Consider the following 15,992-nt stretch of genomic DNA (forward strand, 5'->3'; position numbering starts at 1 on the left):
ACCGACACGCGGACCACGAATCGAGGAGGACACCATGGGACACGGCGGCGACGTCATCGCAGAGCTGACCACCGACCACCGCGAAGTGGAAGAGATCTTCGGCAAGATCGAGGCACTCCCCGCCGGAGACGCCCGCAGGAAGGTCAAGGCAGACCAGGCGATCATGGAACTGGTCCGTCACTCCGTCGCGGAGGAGTCGTACCTGTATCCGGCCGTACGGAAGTACCTGCCGGAGGGCGACAGCCTGGCAGACAAGGAACTCGAAGACCACGCAGCGGCCGAGCGCACCATGAAGGATGTGGAGGGCTGCGACGCCGACGACCCCCGCTTCGACGCGCTGATGACGAAGCTGATGGCGGAGATCCGCGAGCACGTCGCCGACGAGGAGGGCAACCTCTTCCCGAGGCTCCGTGCCGCATGCACCGCCGAGGTCCTCGGCGAGCTGGGCGACAAGGTCCGAACCGCGAAGAAGACGGCTCCGACCCGTCCGCACCCCTCGGCCCCGGACACCCCGCCCGCCAACAAGCTCCTCGCCCCCGGGGTGGGCCTCGTCGACCGTCTGCGCGACGCGATGAGCGGGCGCGGCAAGGAATCCTGACGGATCCCGGCCCCTCCGGCGCCGGTGGCGCGCCAGGGGTACCGAGCACGGCAGCCCGAGCCCCCTGCTAACTGCCCGGCCGGGCCGGCGACGATCGGGGACGCCGCTGACCCGGCCGTGAGGATCCGTCGGGCGGGGCCATGAGCGCGGCCGTCGTGGGTAGGCGCGGGACAGCGACGGCACCACACCGGGGCGCGACAAGAACATCGCACCGGCAGAAAGCGGCCCCAGTTCTCCCGTCCCCTGGAGGCACGAGACCCATGACGTCCTTCGGTTACTTCCTGGCATGCGAGGAATTCACCCCCAGCCAGCTCTTGGACCAGGCTCGCCGAGCCGCCGACGCCGGGTTCACCCGCCTGGCGATCTCCGATCACTTCCACCCCTGGAACGACGCACAAGGCAACAGCCCGCTGGTCTGGTCCATGATCGGAGCCCTCTCACAGACGGTCGACCTGCCCGTCACCACGTTGGTCACCTGCCCCACCACGCGCCTGCACCCCGCTGTCACGGCCCAGGCCGCGGCCACCTCCAGCAGGCTGCTCGACGGCAGGTTCACCCTGGGCGTGGGAACCGGCGAGGCGCTGAACGAACACGTCCTCGGCGACCGCTGGCCGCCCTTCGCGGTACGCGCCGAGATGCTCGAGGAAGCCGTCGAAGTGATGCGCGAGCTGTTCACCGGCCGCCAGGTCAGCCACCACGGGCGCCACTACACGGTGGAGACCGCCCGCCTCTACACCACCCCGCACGGGCCGCTTCCCGTATACGTGTCGGCCTTCGGACCGAAGGCGGCGGAGCTCGCCGGACGGATCGGGGACGGATGTGTCCTCATGGGCCCCGACGAGGAGGCCATAGAGACGTTCCGGGCCGCGGGCGGCGAAGGCAAGCCCGTCATCGGCGGCCTCAAGGTGTGCTGGGGAGCGGACCGGCAGAAGGCCGTGGAGACCGCGCACCGGCTGTGGCCCACGGAACAGCTGCCCGGTGAACTCAACCAGATCCTGCCGACCCCCGCGCACTTCGAGCAGGCGAGCACCCTCGTCACCCCCGGTCAGGTGTCCGAGAACGTTCCCTGCGGTGACGACGCCGAGGAGCACGTGGCAGCCGTACGGGCGTACGTGGACGCGGGCTTCGAGGAGGTGTACATCGGGCAGATCGGCCCCGACGACGAGGCGTTCTTCGCGGGATACCGCGAGAAGGTGCTACCGGCCCTCAGTGGATGAGGGCCCCGCATACGAGGAGTGGTCATGAGCGACGACAGCGGGCCGAGCATGCGGGCCCAGGAGATGCGCGACAAGGCTCAAGAGCTGGAACAGGCTGCACAGCGGGCAACCGACCCTGCGGAGCGGCAGCGGCTCACGGAGAAGGCCCTGCACATACGTGAGAAGAGCGAACAGGAGAACGGCCCCGGCAGCGGAACCATGGACCCCATGTAATTGGCCTCAGGTGTAATTGGCCTCAGGGCCTGCGCCTCAAGGCACCGGTGGTCGTGACTGCGCGCCGGCCGCACAGCGACGGCCCCACAATCCACAATCACCGTTTCGTGCCCGGCGCAGGCTTCCTGGCCCGCCACACCGACACTGCGAGCCCGCCAGCGGCGAGCAGTAGGAGGCCTCGGAGGACCATCGGCTGTTCCAGGAGGGCCTGCCCCGGTGGCGCTCCGGTCGTGCTCCAGGGCGGCCTACCAGCGGCACCGGTCAGCTGGTCGGTGACGAGCAAGGCTTTCAAACGCGCGGATTGAGCCGTCGTGGTCGTGTCCTTGCCGGCCATGTCCTGGCTCCTCTCGTGCACGCGCGGAGGGTGCCACGGCCGGGCAGGGCGCGATCACGGCTTTCCCTTCGTGAGCCGGCCCTGTCCTGCCGGTGGCGCTGGGTTCCTGTTGCCACGAGGTCAGCCGACCCTCCGCTTACCGGGAGGGTCCTGCGGATCGACGCCGGTGACCGCCGATGCATCCCGCGTACCACTGGGACGACGCGACGCACCCTGCGGCCCCAGATCACGCATTCCCTTCTCGCTCTTCGAGCCCGAGGCCTGCCGCTCTCCTCTGCGGCCTTCGCTCTTGCCCACGTCGACGCCGGAACCCTCGGATTCCTCCTTGGACACCTTCCGTCCGGGACCCGGGGCGGGAGCATGCTTTTCCGCCTCGAAGGAACGCTTGGCACTGGGGTTCTCCTGCTGACGTGTAGCGTCCACGTCCGGCGACCAGCCGTGCTGCTGACCGGAGTGCCTACTGATCGCTTCTTCTTGGGTCGGCTTGCGCTGTTTCGCCATGGCCTGTCTGCCCTTCCTCAGCCGCCCGGGCCGACCGGCCCGGCGGACTCTTCCATGCTTGATGCCCCTACCCACCTATATCCGGACAACCCAACAGGCTGGACCGGACTCCCGGAGGCATGTCGGCGGGGAAACGGACGTGGGCGCGGGCCGGGACCGGGTGGACCGCGGCCCGAACTGTGTTCCGCGGCCCCCGACATGTGGATCGAGGTCTCCGCCGCCGATGCTGCGGCGGCCGGCATCGAGGAAGGGGACCTCGCGCGGGTTTCCACGCGGCGGGGGAACGTCCGGGCGCGGGTCCGCATCGCCTTGGCCGCCCGCCCGTTCCGGCCCCCCGCACCCGCGAGCGCCGCGTCGTAACCGGTCGCACCCGTCCGTGGGGAAGCGGCGGCGGCCCGCCCTTCTCAGCCACCGGCGTGCGCCATGAAACACCCGGAGCCGGGTAGGCGCGGCGCATGAACCCCTCTCCTCAGCTCGCAGCTTCCGGTTCGGCGTCCCTCTTCTTGATCCTGGCTGGTGTCGTCGTGGTCGTTCTCCTGATCGCGGCGTTCTGGTACGGAAGCCGACGCGCCGCAGCCCGCAGGGACCCCGGTGCCCAGCCGGCGGACCAGAGCCCACAGGCGCGTACCCGGCAGGAGTCCTGGCAGACCCCCGACGAACCCGACGGGCCGCCCCGTCGGTGACCGCTGATTCGCGGCGCCCTGAGGCGGGCAGCGGCTGGAGGCGTTCGGGGCGCGCCCTGGATCGGAGGTACAGCCGTGCACGACGCCAAGCCCCTGAGCCCGTCGGGGCTTCCCTCCTCACCGTGTACCTGAACGACCACCTCACCGGCTCGGGTGCCGGTGTACGCCTGAGCCGGCGGATCGCGGACCGGCACCGTCGTACGGGTTCGGGGCCGGAGCCGGCCGCTCTGGCGGGGCAGATCGAAGAGGATCAGCGGAGCCTTCGCCGGATCATGCGCGACCTCGGTGTTACCGTGCGGCGGCTGCGCGAGGTGGCGGGCCGGATCGGGGAGGAGGCGGGGCGGCTCAAGCTGAACGGCAGGCTACTGTCCCGTTCCCCGCTCAGTGACCGTGCTGGAGCTCGAAATGATGCTCTTGGGCGTCGAGGGCAAGGCCGCGTGCTGGCGGGCGCTGCGTGCGCTCGCCGCGACCGACACCCGTCTGGACGCCTCCGACCTCGACCGGCTGCTCGCCCGGGCGGACGCACAGACCCGCACCCTGGAGGACCTGCGCCGACGCCGCGCGGCCGAGGTCCTCACGGCGGAGCTCGCCGCCGTGAGGACCGGCCCGTCCGCAGGCCGGTGACGCCCACCGGCCGGGCGCGGCGCAGGACCTCGGCCGCCGGGTCGTGCGCACTGACATGACTCGCGCCGAACTGGAAAGCCGCACGGTATGACACGCATCTCCAAGACAGACCTCGGAGGCGAACACGAGCCTCCGAGCACCGGAAGCGACGCGGGCGGGGCGGGACCCGGCGCGGGCGTCGAAGAGCGGGCCCCCGATCAGCCCTCCGAACTGACCCGACGGTCATGGTCGGCCGTGCTGCACGGGACGGTCAGGGAGTTCAGGAACGACGAGCTGGCCGACCGCGCGGCAGCTCTGACCTACTACGGGGTGCTGGCGCTCTTCCCGGCGCTCCTGGTTCTCGTGTCCCTGCTGGGGATGGCCGGCGAGTCGGCGACGCAGCGGGTGCTGGAGGACTTGCAGAGGCTTGCTCCCGGCTCGGCCCGGGACGTGCTCAGCGACGCTGTGGAGCAGTTGCAGGTCCACAGCGGCGTCGGCTCGCTGCTGGCGGTCGTCGGTCTGGTCGTGGCGCTCTGGTCCGCCTCCGGCTACGTCGCCGCATTCATCCGCACTTCGAACGCCGTCTACGACGTGCCCGAGGGCCGGCCGCTGTGGAGGGTCCTGCCGCTGCGCCTCGCGCTGACCGTATCGCTGCTGATCCTCGCCTGCGCCAGCGCGCTCATCGTGGTCTTCACCGGCGGCCTGGCACAGCGGGCCGGTAGGGCCCTGGGCATCGGTGACACCGCACTGACGGTGTGGTCGATCGCGAAGTGGCCGGTCCTGGTGCTCCTTGTCACGATCATGATCGCGCTGCTGTACTGGGGGGCGCCGAACGCCAAGGGCCGCGGATTCAAATGGGTGACCCCCGGTAGCTTCCTGGCGCTGCTGATCTGGATGCTCGCCTCGGCCGGCTTCGCGTTCTACGTCGCGAACTTCGGCTCCTACAACAAGACCTACGGCACGGTCGCAGGTGTGATCGTCTTCCTGGTCTGGTTGTGGATCACCAACCTCGCCATCCTCCTGGGACTGGAGTTCGACGCGGAGATGGCCCGCCAACGCGCGATCGCCGGCGGACTGCCCGAGGACGAGGAGCCGTACGTCGAGCCCCGCGACACTCGTGCCTGGAGCGAGGACGAACGCCGACGTATGGAATGACCCGCGCGACCGCGGTCGCCCCCGACAGCCTCAGGGGCCGAGGTCCAGGTCGAGCAGGGCTTCCGAGACGGACTCGGTGAGCGCGGGATGGATCCAGTAGGGAGTCCGTGCCAGGGTGGCGGCGCCGATCCCCAGACTCATCGCCACCACCACCGGCTGGATCAGGGTGGCGGCCTGCGGCCCCAGGATGTGGGCGCCCAGCAGCAGTCCGGTGCCGCGGTCCGCGAGCACCTTGCAGAATCCCGTCCCGTCCTCCAGCGCCCACCCGTACGCGGTGTCCGAGAACCGGCGTACGGCGACCGCGTAGTCGAGGCCCTCCTCCCGGCACTGCTGCTCGGTCCGGCCCACGTGTGCGATCTGGGGGCGGGTGAATACCGCTGCGGGGACGGCACCGTGATCGGTACGGATCAGGTCGTCGGCGTGCAGCAGGTTGTGCGCCACCACCCCCGCCTCCCGGTTCGCGACGTGCTTGAGGGGGAAGGGCGTGCACACGTCACCGAGGGCGAAGACGCTGGGGGCAGTGGTCCGCTGGAAGCCGTCCACGACGACTCGCCCGTCGTCGTGAACGGCGATCCCGGCCCGGTCGACGTGGAGCCTGTCGCCGTTGGAGGTACGGCCGACGGCGACGAGCAGGGTCTGCGCCTCCACGGTCGCACCGTCGTCGAGTACCAGCCGCAACCGCCCCGGCGCGCCCTCGACACGGGTCAGCGCCGTGCCCGTGCGCACGTCGTAGCGGTCTCCGGCGATCTCGGTGTAGGCGGCGGCGACGTCCTCGTCCAAGTCGGCGAGCAGCGTGTCCTCCTGCTCGATGACGGTGACGCGGCTGCCCGCGGCGTGGAAGACGTGCGCGAGCTCGGCCGCGATGTAACCGCCGCCCAGCACCGCCAGGTGCCGTGGCGGGCCGTCCAGGCGCATGACCGTGTCGGAGGTCTCGTACGGGAGCCCGGAGGCCGCGACCGGTTCCGGCACGGCGGGACGGCTGCCGACGGCGACGACGACCTGCTCTCCACGGATCGTGACGGCGCCCTCGCCGGTCCCGATCATGAGAGTCCGGTCCGCGGTGAAGCGCGCGGGCCCCTTGTAGACGTGGACGTACGGGGACCCGCGCCGGCCGTCCTCGCCCTCGGCCGCCTCCCGGCCCACGCGCCCGAACACCCTCGCCCGGACGTCGGCCCAGCGGACGCCGTGCAGCGCCGCGTCCACGCCGAGGCGGCCGGCTTCACGGACGCCGTCGGCGACGTCCGCCACGTGCACCAGCATCTTGCTCGGGATGCATCCCCGGTTCAGGCAGGTACCGCCGAAGGGCCCTTCGTCGATGATGGCAACGTCCAGGTGGGAGAACCGGTCGTCGACGATGGCGTTGCCGGAACCCGCCCCCACGATGACGAGGTCATGAGTACGCATGCCGCGGAACGTACCCCCGTATCGCGGGCGTACCGCCGGGCACGCGCGGCCGGGGCACAGGTACGCCCGTACGGGCCCGGGCGCCGCGGCCGGGCCCTCGGCGCCCGGGCCCGTGGCCGGCAGGTGCTCAGTGGTCCGTACCGTCCTCCGGGCCGGCCTGGTGCTCCCCGGCCGCGGTGACGGGTGGGGGCGCCGCGTCCGGCGCCCCGGCGGCGGGGTGGGCGCGGAGGTAGCCGACCACCGTGTTGCTCACGGCGACGAGCGGCACCGCCACGACGGCTCCGCCGATGCCCGCGATCGCGCCGCCGGTGGCGACGGCCAGTACAACGGCCAGCGGATGCACCCGCACGGCCCGGCCCAGGATGAACGGCTGTAGGACGTGTCCTTCGATCTGCTGGACCACGAGGACGACCATCAGCGCCATCAGCGCGGTGAAGACCCCCTCGGTGACGAGCGCGACGACGACCGCGAGCGCTCCGGAGACGACCGCGCCGACGAGGGGCACGAAGGACGACAGGAAGATCACCACGCCGATGGGGACGGCGAGCGGTACGCCGAGGAAGTAGATGCCCACGCCGATGAAGACCGCATCGATCAGCGCGACGATCATGGTGCCTCGCACGTAGGCGGTGAGTGTCCGCCAGGCGCGCGGGCCGGCACCGGCGACCCCGGGACGGGCAGCGACGGGGACGAGTTTGAGGGTCCACAGCCAGATGCGCCTGCCGTCGTACAGGAGGAAGAGCGTGGCGAACATGGCCAGGAGCAGACCGGTGATCACCTCCACCAGCACGGTCACGCCTTGCAGGCCGGTGGAGGTGATGTCCTTCGTGCTGGTTCCGATGGTGTCGCTCAGGGTGTCGGCGATGTCGTTGATCTGTTGCTGCGTGACGTGGAGCGGGCTGTCGATCAGCCACTGTTTGAGTTCCTCGATGCCTTCCTGAACGCGTTCGGAGAGGTTGCCGAGGTTGTCGAGCACCTGCCAGACAATGAACCATCCGACCAAGCCGAGCAGCACGAATCCGCAGGTCGCGGTCAGCGCCGTCGCCGCGCCCCGCGAGAGTCCGCTTCGGTGCAGCCGGGCGACCGTCGGCTGGAGCAGCGCGGTGACCAGGAGCGCGACGACGAAGGCGAGCACCACCAGCCGTACCGCCCCGATCACCCTCATCAGCACCCAGAGGGTGGCGGCGAGCACCAGGAACCGCCAACCGGCCTCCGCGGCGACCCTCACCGCCCAGGGCACCGCCGCAGCCGGGTTCCTCGGTCCGGGACCGGCACCGGCACCGGCATCGGCACCGGGTCGCGCGTACGGAGGTTCCGAGTCCTCCCACGCTCCGGCGTCTTCCGCGTCACGTCGGGCCCGGAGCAGCGCTCGGCGCTCGCTGAGCCCAGCGGCCCTCTTCTTCAGGCGCCCGAGCCATCCAAGCGAACCGGGCTGTCCGTTTCGGTCCACCGCACAGTCCCTCCGAGTGGTTTTCGTACGAGGGCGCCTTCCAGGCTGGCGGCTGCTCCGCCCTCCGGCACCCCGGGCACCCGGGCGCTGCCCCTTCGCCTCCGGGCCTCGGACGCGGCGCAGCTTCGCCACCCGGGAGGGTTCGCGCAGGAGCGAGCAGGTGCTGATCTTCTGGGCCCGGCATCTGTCGCGGGCCAGGATGCCGAGCACCCCGGCGGCCACGGCCGGCCGGGGCGTCAGGCAGCCGGGTCAGACCTGGCCACGCCACTCTCCGCCGGCCGTACCGCGGTCCTCGATGAAGTGCTTGAACCGCTTCAGGTCGCCCTTGACCTGCCGGTCGACGAACCCGAGCTTGTCGCCGAGGTTCTCCGCCATACCCTCCGGGTCGAAGTCCATCATCAGCGTGACCTCGGTGTGGGCGGGGTCGATCGGGCGGAACGTGACCAGGCCCGACTGCTCGGTCTCACCGCCCACGGTCACCCAGGCGACCTTCTGGTCCGGAACCTGCTCGGTGATCTCCGCGTCGAACTCCCGCTCCACTCCAGCGATCTTCGTCACCCAGTGCGTGAGGGTGTCCGAGCGCTGCTCGATGCGCTCCACGCCGACCATGAACTGCGGAAACGATTCGAACTGCGTCCATTGGTTGTAGGCCGTCGTCACCGGCACATCAACCTCGATCGATTCCTTCACCTGCGACATCAAAGAAGTCCCTTTCGACTACTGTTCCGCGGCCGTGTCCCGCGGCTGTCGGTTCATCCCTCCCCCGGACCCACTCGCATGCCCAAGTTCCGGCACGCCAACCACCCGCGGGGAAGGGCGCGCGCGGCGTGTCGCCGCAACCAGCCCAGCCCAACTGGCGGCAACGCCACGCGGCGGGCGAGTGCCCGCATGACGGGCTTACCGGGAGCAGGCGGACCCTGAGCCGTTCGGGCCCCGATGGTGCGGGGTGCCCCGGTCACGCACTCTGGAGGCATGGCGTCGATCATCGTGCTGTTCGAAATGGAACCGGACCAGGCCATCGGACCGGACGGCGTGGAACCGGTCGTGGTCGCCGTGCACGCCGCCGGCGCGGACCCCGAGGTGCCCGAAGACCCGCTCCCCCGCACCCTCTGCGGCCTGGACACCGACGAGATGGAACACTCGCACTACAGCCCGGCCGGGCCCGGCGAGCCCTGGTATCCCCCCTCACTCCACGAGCGACGGTGCCCGCGGTGCGACACGGGACTCCACACCCTTTGACGTGCTTCCCGCTCGCACCGTGCAGGAACGGCGCGCGTCACCCCGCGGTCCGGTACGGCTCAGGTCAGTCCCACTGCTGGTCCGCGAGGGAGCTGACCGGCTGCGGCTTGCCGATGACGGCCAGGGCTATGAAGAAGTTGATCTGGCCGATCGCGATGGTGAGGGTGGCCAGCGCCCTCTCGTCGTAGTGCTTCGCCACCTCGGCGTACAGCTCGTCCGACACCCGCTCCTCGCCGCGCGGGGCGGGCTGGAGGGTGGCCTCCACCAGGGCGAGCGCGGCACGCTCGGCACCGGTGAAGTACGGGGCGTCCTGCCAGGACGAGACGGCGGTGATGCGCTCCTCGGACTCCCCCGCCTTGCGCAGGAAACCCGTGTTCAGAATGGTCAGGTAGGTGTTGCCGACGATCTGCCCCGCACGCAGGTGGACAAGACTCATCGTGGTACGCGGCACCGAACGGTTGCCCGTGGCCCGGAACAGGGCGGCACTGATGTCCTTCAGCTCGGGCACGAACTCGCCCGGGTGGGACATCCGGGAGATCGAGGGGTTCGTCATGACTGCACTCCTTCACATCGGCCAGGTCGGCGTCTTCACAGCACTGACGGATGGGCTCACGAAGATGTGACAGGAACCGGGAAGAATCTTCCTCCAGCGCTCTGCGGGAACAGCGCAGGACCGTCAGTGTGGCTCCGCCCAGCCGTGCCGGACGGCGTAACCTCCGAGCTGCATACGGGTCCGGACCCCGGCCAGGTCCATGAGGTGGCGCAGGCGCCGGTGCAGCGTCCGTGGTGACAGACCGAGTTGAGTCGCGGCCGTCAGGTCGGTCAGGCCGGCCAGGAGGAGCGCGAGGATCCTCCGGTCGAGGTCGGTCGGGCCCTGCGCACCGAGCTCGACGGCGGGTTCGGCCCCTCCGCCAAGGCCCGCCAGTTCGAAGGGGTGGGCGGTTCTCCATACCGTCTCGAACAGCGCGTCCAGCGCGTCCAGCAGGCCGCTGCGGTGCAGCAGCACGGCGCCGGGCTCGCCGTCCGGCGTGACCGCGAGCGGGACCAGGCCGAGGTCGGCGTCGGCCAGTACGAGTTTCATCGGCAGCTCGTCGGCGACACGCAGTTGCACGCCCTTGCGCAGTGAATCGATCGCATCGTCGATGATGCCCGGCTCTCCCAGCACGGCCCGGTCCAGTACCGCCCGGAATTGCACCCCGCGGCCGATGGCCACGGGCTCGGCCGTGTTCTCGTCGGGCGGCAGAGCGACGAACGGTGCGGTGATGAAGCTTCGGACCTGCGTGCGGGCCGCCTGCTGCACCTGGAGGAAGCGATGACGGATGGCGTCGACGCCCGTGACGACCTCGATCAGATCGCTGATGCTGTTCCCGGTCATCGCCGCCCGGTGTTCCTCGGCGAAGGTCACCAGTGCCTGCTCCGCCATGCGCAGCCCGTCCCGGCGCTGGCTGATGAGGGCGCCGAGGGCCACGGCCGGCGGCGCGGCGGTGAACTGTTCGTCCGCCGACCTGGTCACGAGGCCCCACCCGACGAGGCGGGACAACGTCTTGTCGACGTGGGCCGGTGGCAGGACGAGCACGTCCGCGAGCAGGGTCGCGGTGGAGTTCGGCCGTCCGAGCAGCGCCCGGTAGACGCGCTCGTCATCGGGTTCGAGGCCCAGGACATCCAGCATCGGCGACCGACCCTCTTTCCCTTGGCGCAGCGGGGAGAGTATGCGCCATGGCGGCAGACCCTGAATAGTGCCTGCTGGGAGCACATATGACGGGAAAGGCCCCGGGAAGTCGCCTCCCCGGGGCCCGACACTGCGGTTCATCGCAGGCCGTACGCCCGGATGATCTCGTTCTTGACGCTGAAGCCGCTGTCCGTCTCGGCGCTCGCGCGCAGGGAGACGAAGCCGCCGGGCTTCCCGGCCGTCGTGAACGAGCCCGTCCAGGAGCCGTCGGCGCCCTTGCCCAGGGTCACCTTCTGCCAGGTGGCGCCGTCGTCGTAGGAGACGTCCAGCGTCACCGTGGTAACGGCGCCCGGCACGGTACCGAGGTCCATGGACACCGGCTTGAGCGCGATCTGCTGCCTCGCACCGGCCTTGAGGTCGCCGTGCAGGTCCGACTCCAGCTTGTAGTCCAGGTTCAGCACCGAGAACGGCTGGAAGGAGTCCGAGTCGACGGTGTCGGACATGAAGGTCCACGCGGTGTGGGTGCGCGTCGACAGCCGGAAGACGTCACCGGGCCGCTCCACGTCGAGGACGGCGCGGTAGGGCAGGTTGCCCGCCGGCACCTCCTGCCACTGCATGTCTCCGCCGACCGGGTTGTCGTGGATCAGCGTGTCACATTGGAACACCTGCAGGTGGGAAGGAGTCTCACCCCACGGCAGGTAGCCGCCCAGCCGCATGGTGTCGCTGGCGGAGGCCCACGCCTGCACGTTCCAGGTCATGTGGTTCTGCCAGCGGGAGTTGTACACGCCGAAGGACTCGCTCTGGCCGGGCCTGGTCGCCGGGGCGAACCAGTCCAGCCGGGTGGTGCTGCCCTTGGCGTACGTGTTGTCGCCCGACACCATCGACCACGGCAGGGCTCCGTCGACGCCCTGCGTGTGGAACTCCCTCCAGACCTGGCCCGGAGTCACCCACTCGGTGCGGGTGCCCGGGTGCCACTCGCGCTCGGGAAAGTTGAACGACGGGCTGAGCGTGAAGTCGGACCGGTAGCCTTCCGCCGACCGGCCGCCCGTGGCGGAGTAGTAGCGGGCGTCGATCCGGGCGAGGTCACCCTTGGCCGGCTTGTAGACCAGAGCCCGGTCCGGCACCTGGCCGGGGTAGTCCCGGGTCAGGTCGTAGACGAACGGCGTGTACTCGGTCTGCCTGACGGTCAGCTTGTGGATGCCGGTTCTGGTCATCGAGACGAGGGCCTTGCCGGCGTCGCGGTGCACGGTGGCGACCGGGATGGCCGACTCTCCGACGTACTCCATCAGGGCTCCGACACCGTCGTTGACCACGATCAGCGCCTTCGCACCGGCCGCGACCGCGGCCTCGGTGCGCTGCTGCGGCGAAACCCCGTCGCTGCGTTCGACGACGACCACCCTGCCCTTGGCCTTGACCTTCTCGTACGCGGCCGCCGCGCCGTTGCCCGCGTAGACGGCGTCCAGCCTGTCCGTGGCTGTGCCCAGGGAGCTGCCGGCCTGCACCAGCGCGTCGAGCTGGAGGCGACCGTCCGACGTGCTCAGGCCGAGCTGCGGCTCACCCTTGCGCCAACGGGTGGTCAGCATGAACTCGCCCTGTTTCATCGGCTCCGTGGGTGCGACGTAGACGTCGTCGTACGTCGGCGGCAGCACGTACGCGCCGCGGTAGTCCATGTACGGGTCGAAGCCCTTGTAGTGGACGTTGAAGTCGACCTTGCGCTGGCGGTCCTGGGTGCGCTCCGGCGCCTCGGTCTGCAGCAGGTGTGCGCGGCTCGCGTCCAGCACCACGTCGGCGGAGCCGTCCTTGAGTACGGTCTCCGGGTCGACCAGCACGGCCAGACCCGAGCGGTCCGCCTTCTCGCCGGCCACGTCGAGGTACCCCGCGACGGTGTACGTGCCCGGTGCCATGCGCATGGTGGTCGATCCGTCGACGTAGACCGACCACGGCGAGACGTCGCCGGCGAGGTTGATTCCGACCCAGCCGGCGGCGGGGTTGCCGTCCCTGCCGACCAGCTTGATGTTCAGGTCGTGGCGCTCCTCCTCCTTGAGGAGCGCCACGGAAGTGCGGGTCACCGGCTGTCCGGTGGCCGCGTCGGTGGCTGTCACGTAGCCGGCGTGCCGGCCTGCCGGGGCGGTTTGCGGGTCACCGGTCACCGGGACGGCGGCGGTGCCGCCCGCCGGGACGGTCACCGTGGTGGCTCCCAGCGTGAACGGGCCGCCGCCGGTCAGCGCCAGGTTCAGCGTGACGGCGGCGGGGCCGGTGTTGGTGAAGTCCAGGTTCTTCGTGACGGCGGCGTCACTCGGCTCGTGCGGCCACGTGTAGTTGCCGAAGAAGAGCGATCCTGTGCCGCGGACCGTGGTGTGCACGGCGGCGGCCACGTCGAGACGGCCGGTACCGACCTCGTACGGCGAGTACCCGCTGTCCAGGCCCTTCGCAGTGCTCATCAGGTGTTCCTTGAGCTGCGCGCCTGTCCAGTCCGGGTGCTGCTGGGCCAGGACCGCCGCGGCGCCGGCCACGTGCGGGGTGGCCATCGAGGTGCCGCTGAGGGTGCGGTAGGGGCCCTCTCCACCGCCGGTCATCTGCGATGAGCGGGCCGCGGTGATGTCCACGCCGGGCGCCGCGATGTCCGGCTTCATGCCGCCGGAGTAGGCCAGCGGGCCGGTGCTGGAGAAACTCGCGAGCCGGTCCTGCTTGTCCGTGGCGGCCACGGTCAGCGCCGAGCCGGCCGCGCCCGGAGCGGAGATGCTCTCCGGGCCCGCGTTGCCGGCGGCTATGACGAACAGCGTGCCGTACTGCGCCGACAGCGCGTCGACCGTCTGCGACATCGGGTCGCTGCCGTCCGTCGGGTAGGAGTCGCCGAGACTCATGTTGACGACGTCCGCACCGGACTCCGCGGCCCACTGCATGCCGGCCATGACCCAGGAGTCCTGGCCGTACCCCTCCGCGCCGCCGAGCACCTTGCCGACGAACAGGTCGGCGCCGGGCGCGACGCCCTTGTTGTCACCTCCGGAGGCTGCGCCCGAGCCGACGATCGTGCCGGCCACGTGCGTACCGTGCCCGTTGACGTCGGTGACGGCCTCGTCCGGCACGAAACTGGCCGTGCCGTCGATCAGGCCTGCGAAGTCGGGGTGGTTCACGTCGATGCCGGTGTCGAGCACCGCGACCTTGACGCCCTTGCCGGTGTAGCCGGCCGCCCATGCCTCGGGCGCGCCGATCAACGGCACGCTCTCCTTCAGATTGGCCTTCACCCGACCGTCGAGCCACAGCTTCGCCATACCGGCGCCCAACGTCGTGCTGCCCTGCGGCGCGACGGAACTCCAGAAGGTACGGGCCTGCGTCTTCTCGGTGCTGAGCACGGCACCGTGGATGTCCTTGAGCTTGCGGGTCAGCCTGCTGCCTTGAGGAGCCGTGGGCTCGATGGCCGCACCGGACCTCGGCTGGGCGTACGTTGCGATCAGCGGGACAGCGGCCGACTTCGCGTCGTCGTAGCCCATCTCGATCAGGTCGGTGACGTTGAACAGCCGTCGGTCCAGTCTGTCCGTGCCCAGCAACGGCACGGCCTCGTCCGGGACGACGAACAGGTCACCCTTGATCTGCTGGATCTTCACGCCGCCGACGGCGCTGTCCGGCCGGTCGACGTCGGCGATCTGCTTGCCGTCGGCCGTCGTGGTGACCGTGACCACGTCGCCGGTGACCAGGGTGACCTTGTGGGTAGCCGAGGGCTTGGCGGGGACGGTGGGCTTGCTCGGAGCGGCTTGTGCGGGCGCTTGCAGAACTGCGAGCCCCGACGCCAGCAGCGGCAGCGCGGTAGCGGCCGAGAGCAGCTGCCGGCGCCTGCGCCGGAAGGCGGAAGACTGAGAGGAGGAGGACATGCCACGGGTCTATCGGCCAAGTAGCGCCGAGGTGAAGGCCAGGGGGCGGCAAGTCCTCGCCATGGCAAGCATTTGTCAGCCGTAAACCGCGCGAATCCAGGCAAGGTTGCGCTGTGCGAGTGGGCGGGCGTGCAAGGTCCGTCCCGTGCTCCGCTCCGGGCCCCGGACACTGCGGCGAACGCGGCAGCCGGCACCCGCCTGCCGACGGACGCGGTGACTCACGTAGCCTCCAGATCCCCGCATCACCTCAAATCCGGACGGCCCAACAGTTGTGAGCACACCCTTCAGCGCCGAGTACAGAACGGAACGGCCACAGGACACCGGGGCGGTCACCGTCCAGGTCGACGTGCAACGCGCCCGCCGCCGCGTGGCGCCTCAGGGAATCGTCGATCTGCGGGGGCGGAGCGACCAGGACATCGAGCTGTCCTACCCGTCCCACGCAGCGGTCATCGTGGCCGGCCTTCCCGGCAGCGGGAAGAGCACCCTCCTGCGGGCCTGGTCCACGGCCGCCACCGTCGTGGATCCCCGCGCCACCCGCACCGCGTACGAGGCACGGATGCCAGTGTGGCTTCCCTACGCGGTCTACCGGCCGTGGGCACGGCTGAGACACTTGCAGTGGACGCGTTCCGAGATCCGGCGCGGCCAGCCCCTGCTCATCCACGACTGCGGCGGGAGGGCATGGATGCGCCGATGGCTTGCGCACACGGCCCGCCGAGCCAGACGCCCCTTGCACATGGTGGTGCTCGATGTCGGCCCCCAGGAGGCACTGTCCGGCCAACACGCCCGCCGTCGGCTGGCTTCGCGTCGGGCCTTCGAAACCCACCAGCGGGGCCTTACGGAACTGCTCTCGCGCATCGAGGACGACGGCCTCACCGCACGTATGGGCATCCGCTCCCTGGTTCTCCTCGACCGCGGCCTCCGAGACCGTGTCACCTCGGTGCGGTTCGGCCCCTCCCAGGACTGAGGAACCCAGACCCCCCGGGGGAACGAAACCCGGCCCGCACTGGGGCAGTACCGCTGCGACAGGACCGTGACAGGGACGTAGCGAACCATGATC

Annotated in this window: 16 protein-coding genes; 9 read left to right on the forward strand and 7 right to left on the reverse strand. The window is 70.4% G+C overall.

All coding sequences use genetic code 11. The features are described 5' to 3' along the window. The first annotated feature begins 34 nt into the window (after nt 1-34). The 3 genes from ACFYOB_RS00210 (at nt 35) to ACFYOB_RS00220 (ending at nt 2,028) form a co-directional block, all read left to right on the forward strand. Entirely contained in the window at nt 35-598 is a 564-nt protein-coding gene (locus ACFYOB_RS00210) for a hemerythrin domain-containing protein (protein ID WP_388552243.1), read from the forward strand. 260 nt (nt 599-858) lie between these two features. After that, nucleotides 859-1,815, forward strand: coding sequence for a TIGR03557 family F420-dependent LLM class oxidoreductase (locus tag ACFYOB_RS00215; protein WP_388552246.1), 957 nt, complete (start codon nt 859-861; stop codon nt 1,813-1,815). Nucleotides 1,816-1,839: 24 nt separating this feature from the next. Beyond that, on the forward strand, nt 1,840-2,028 hold the full coding sequence (locus ACFYOB_RS00220; RefSeq protein WP_388552249.1) for a DUF6381 family protein: 189 nt from the start codon (nt 1,840-1,842) through the stop codon (nt 2,026-2,028). Nucleotides 2,029-2,482: 454 nt separating this feature from the next. Here the strand turns inward: ACFYOB_RS00220 and ACFYOB_RS00225 are convergent, their stop codons facing one another. Next, nucleotides 2,483-2,863: a hypothetical protein gene (locus ACFYOB_RS00225; protein ID WP_388552252.1), complete on the reverse strand. Its 381-nt coding sequence runs from the start codon at nt 2,861-2,863 to the stop codon at nt 2,483-2,485. 54 nt (nt 2,864-2,917) lie between these two features. Here ACFYOB_RS00225 and ACFYOB_RS00230 point away from each other — a divergent pair, with 54 nt between their 5' ends. The 4 genes from ACFYOB_RS00230 to ACFYOB_RS00245 all read left to right on the forward strand — a co-directional run bounded on the left by ACFYOB_RS00230 (nt 2,918) and on the right by ACFYOB_RS00245 (nt 5,304). Then, nucleotides 2,918-3,223 carry a molybdopterin dinucleotide binding domain-containing protein gene (locus ACFYOB_RS00230; RefSeq protein ID WP_388552255.1) on the forward strand — a complete coding sequence of 102 codons (306 nt, stop codon included), beginning with the start codon at nt 2,918-2,920 and terminating at the stop codon, nt 3,221-3,223. Between the two features lie 95 nt (nt 3,224-3,318). Then, nucleotides 3,319-3,546 (forward strand): DUF6479 family protein, encoded by a 228-nt coding sequence (locus tag ACFYOB_RS00235; RefSeq protein WP_388552258.1) that lies wholly within the window; start codon nt 3,319-3,321, stop codon nt 3,544-3,546. Nucleotides 3,547-3,951: 405 nt separating this feature from the next. Then, entirely contained in the window at nt 3,952-4,170 is a 219-nt protein-coding gene (locus ACFYOB_RS00240) for a hypothetical protein (RefSeq protein WP_388552260.1), read from the forward strand. Nucleotides 4,171-4,257: 87 nt separating this feature from the next. Continuing rightward, nucleotides 4,258-5,304, forward strand: a complete 1,047-nt coding sequence (locus tag ACFYOB_RS00245; RefSeq protein WP_388552268.1) for a YihY/virulence factor BrkB family protein — start codon at nt 4,258-4,260, stop codon at nt 5,302-5,304. A gap of 30 nt (nt 5,305-5,334) precedes the next feature. Here ACFYOB_RS00245 and ACFYOB_RS00250 read toward each other — a convergent pair whose 3' ends face one another. The 3 genes from ACFYOB_RS00250 to ACFYOB_RS00260 all read right to left on the reverse strand — a co-directional run bounded on the left by ACFYOB_RS00250 (nt 5,335) and on the right by ACFYOB_RS00260 (nt 8,857). After that, the gene (locus ACFYOB_RS00250; protein ID WP_388552271.1) at nt 5,335-6,708 is read right to left on the reverse strand and encodes a mycothione reductase; all 1,374 of its coding nucleotides are present in this window, start codon (nt 6,706-6,708) and stop codon (nt 5,335-5,337) included. Between the two features lie 127 nt (nt 6,709-6,835). Further along, a complete protein-coding gene (locus tag ACFYOB_RS00255; protein WP_388552273.1) occupies nt 6,836-8,158 on the reverse strand; it encodes an AI-2E family transporter in 1,323 nt (440 codons plus the stop codon). 249 nt (nt 8,159-8,407) lie between these two features. Further along, entirely contained in the window at nt 8,408-8,857 is a 450-nt protein-coding gene (locus ACFYOB_RS00260) for an SRPBCC family protein (RefSeq protein WP_388552276.1), read from the reverse strand. A 273-nt stretch (nt 8,858-9,130) separates the two neighbouring features. Between ACFYOB_RS00260 and ACFYOB_RS00265 the strand changes: the two genes are divergently transcribed. Next, complete coding sequence (locus ACFYOB_RS00265) at nt 9,131-9,397, forward strand: hypothetical protein (protein WP_388552279.1); 267 nt, start codon at nt 9,131-9,133, stop codon at nt 9,395-9,397. 64 nt (nt 9,398-9,461) lie between these two features. Here the strand turns inward: ACFYOB_RS00265 and ACFYOB_RS00270 are convergent, their stop codons facing one another. From ACFYOB_RS00270 to ACFYOB_RS00280, 3 genes are all read right to left on the reverse strand, one after another. After that, on the reverse strand, nt 9,462-9,950 hold the full coding sequence (locus tag ACFYOB_RS00270; RefSeq protein ID WP_388552282.1) for a carboxymuconolactone decarboxylase family protein: 489 nt from the start codon (nt 9,948-9,950) through the stop codon (nt 9,462-9,464). A gap of 123 nt (nt 9,951-10,073) precedes the next feature. Further along, a complete protein-coding gene (locus tag ACFYOB_RS00275; RefSeq protein WP_388552285.1) occupies nt 10,074-11,066 on the reverse strand; it encodes a helix-turn-helix domain-containing protein in 993 nt (330 codons plus the stop codon). Nucleotides 11,067-11,203: 137 nt separating this feature from the next. Further along, nucleotides 11,204-14,935 carry a S8 family serine peptidase gene (locus ACFYOB_RS00280; RefSeq protein WP_388552288.1) on the reverse strand — a complete coding sequence of 1,244 codons (3,732 nt, stop codon included), beginning with the start codon at nt 14,933-14,935 and terminating at the stop codon, nt 11,204-11,206. Between the two features lie 271 nt (nt 14,936-15,206). Between ACFYOB_RS00280 and ACFYOB_RS00285 the strand changes: the two genes are divergently transcribed. Continuing rightward, nucleotides 15,207-15,899 carry an AAA family ATPase gene (locus ACFYOB_RS00285; RefSeq protein WP_388552291.1) on the forward strand — a complete coding sequence of 231 codons (693 nt, stop codon included), beginning with the start codon at nt 15,207-15,209 and terminating at the stop codon, nt 15,897-15,899. Nucleotides 15,900-15,992 lie beyond the last annotated feature (93 nt).

It is taken from the genome of Streptomyces sp. NPDC006463 (assembly GCF_042870715.1).
Lineage (GTDB): Bacteria > Actinomycetota > Actinomycetes > Streptomycetales > Streptomycetaceae > Streptomyces.

Bases quoted from the DNA above. Each gene is read 5' to 3' on its own strand.
- ACFYOB_RS00210 (WP_388552243.1), top strand. From the start codon at position 35: ATGGGACACGGCGGCGACGTCATCGCAGAGCTGACCACCGACCACCGC.
- ACFYOB_RS00215 (WP_388552246.1), top strand. From the start codon at position 859: ATGACGTCCTTCGGTTACTTCCTGGCATGCGAGGAATTCACCCCCAGC.
- ACFYOB_RS00220 (WP_388552249.1), top strand. From the start codon at position 1,840: ATGAGCGACGACAGCGGGCCGAGCATGCGGGCCCAGGAGATGCGCGAC.
- ACFYOB_RS00225 (WP_388552252.1), bottom strand. From the start codon at position 2,863: ATGGCGAAACAGCGCAAGCCGACCCAAGAAGAAGCGATCAGTAGGCAC.
- ACFYOB_RS00230 (WP_388552255.1), top strand. From the start codon at position 2,918: ATGCTTGATGCCCCTACCCACCTATATCCGGACAACCCAACAGGCTGG.
- ACFYOB_RS00235 (WP_388552258.1), top strand. From the start codon at position 3,319: ATGAACCCCTCTCCTCAGCTCGCAGCTTCCGGTTCGGCGTCCCTCTTC.
- ACFYOB_RS00240 (WP_388552260.1), top strand. From the start codon at position 3,952: ATGATGCTCTTGGGCGTCGAGGGCAAGGCCGCGTGCTGGCGGGCGCTG.
- ACFYOB_RS00245 (WP_388552268.1), top strand. From the start codon at position 4,258: ATGACACGCATCTCCAAGACAGACCTCGGAGGCGAACACGAGCCTCCG.
- ACFYOB_RS00250 (WP_388552271.1), bottom strand. From the start codon at position 6,708: ATGCGTACTCATGACCTCGTCATCGTGGGGGCGGGTTCCGGCAACGCC.
- ACFYOB_RS00260 (WP_388552276.1), bottom strand. From the start codon at position 8,857: ATGTCGCAGGTGAAGGAATCGATCGAGGTTGATGTGCCGGTGACGACG.
- ACFYOB_RS00265 (WP_388552279.1), top strand. From the start codon at position 9,131: ATGGCGTCGATCATCGTGCTGTTCGAAATGGAACCGGACCAGGCCATC.
- ACFYOB_RS00270 (WP_388552282.1), bottom strand. From the start codon at position 9,950: ATGACGAACCCCTCGATCTCCCGGATGTCCCACCCGGGCGAGTTCGTG.
- ACFYOB_RS00275 (WP_388552285.1), bottom strand. From the start codon at position 11,066: ATGCTGGATGTCCTGGGCCTCGAACCCGATGACGAGCGCGTCTACCGG.
- ACFYOB_RS00280 (WP_388552288.1), bottom strand. From the start codon at position 14,935: ATGTCCTCCTCCTCTCAGTCTTCCGCCTTCCGGCGCAGGCGCCGGCAG.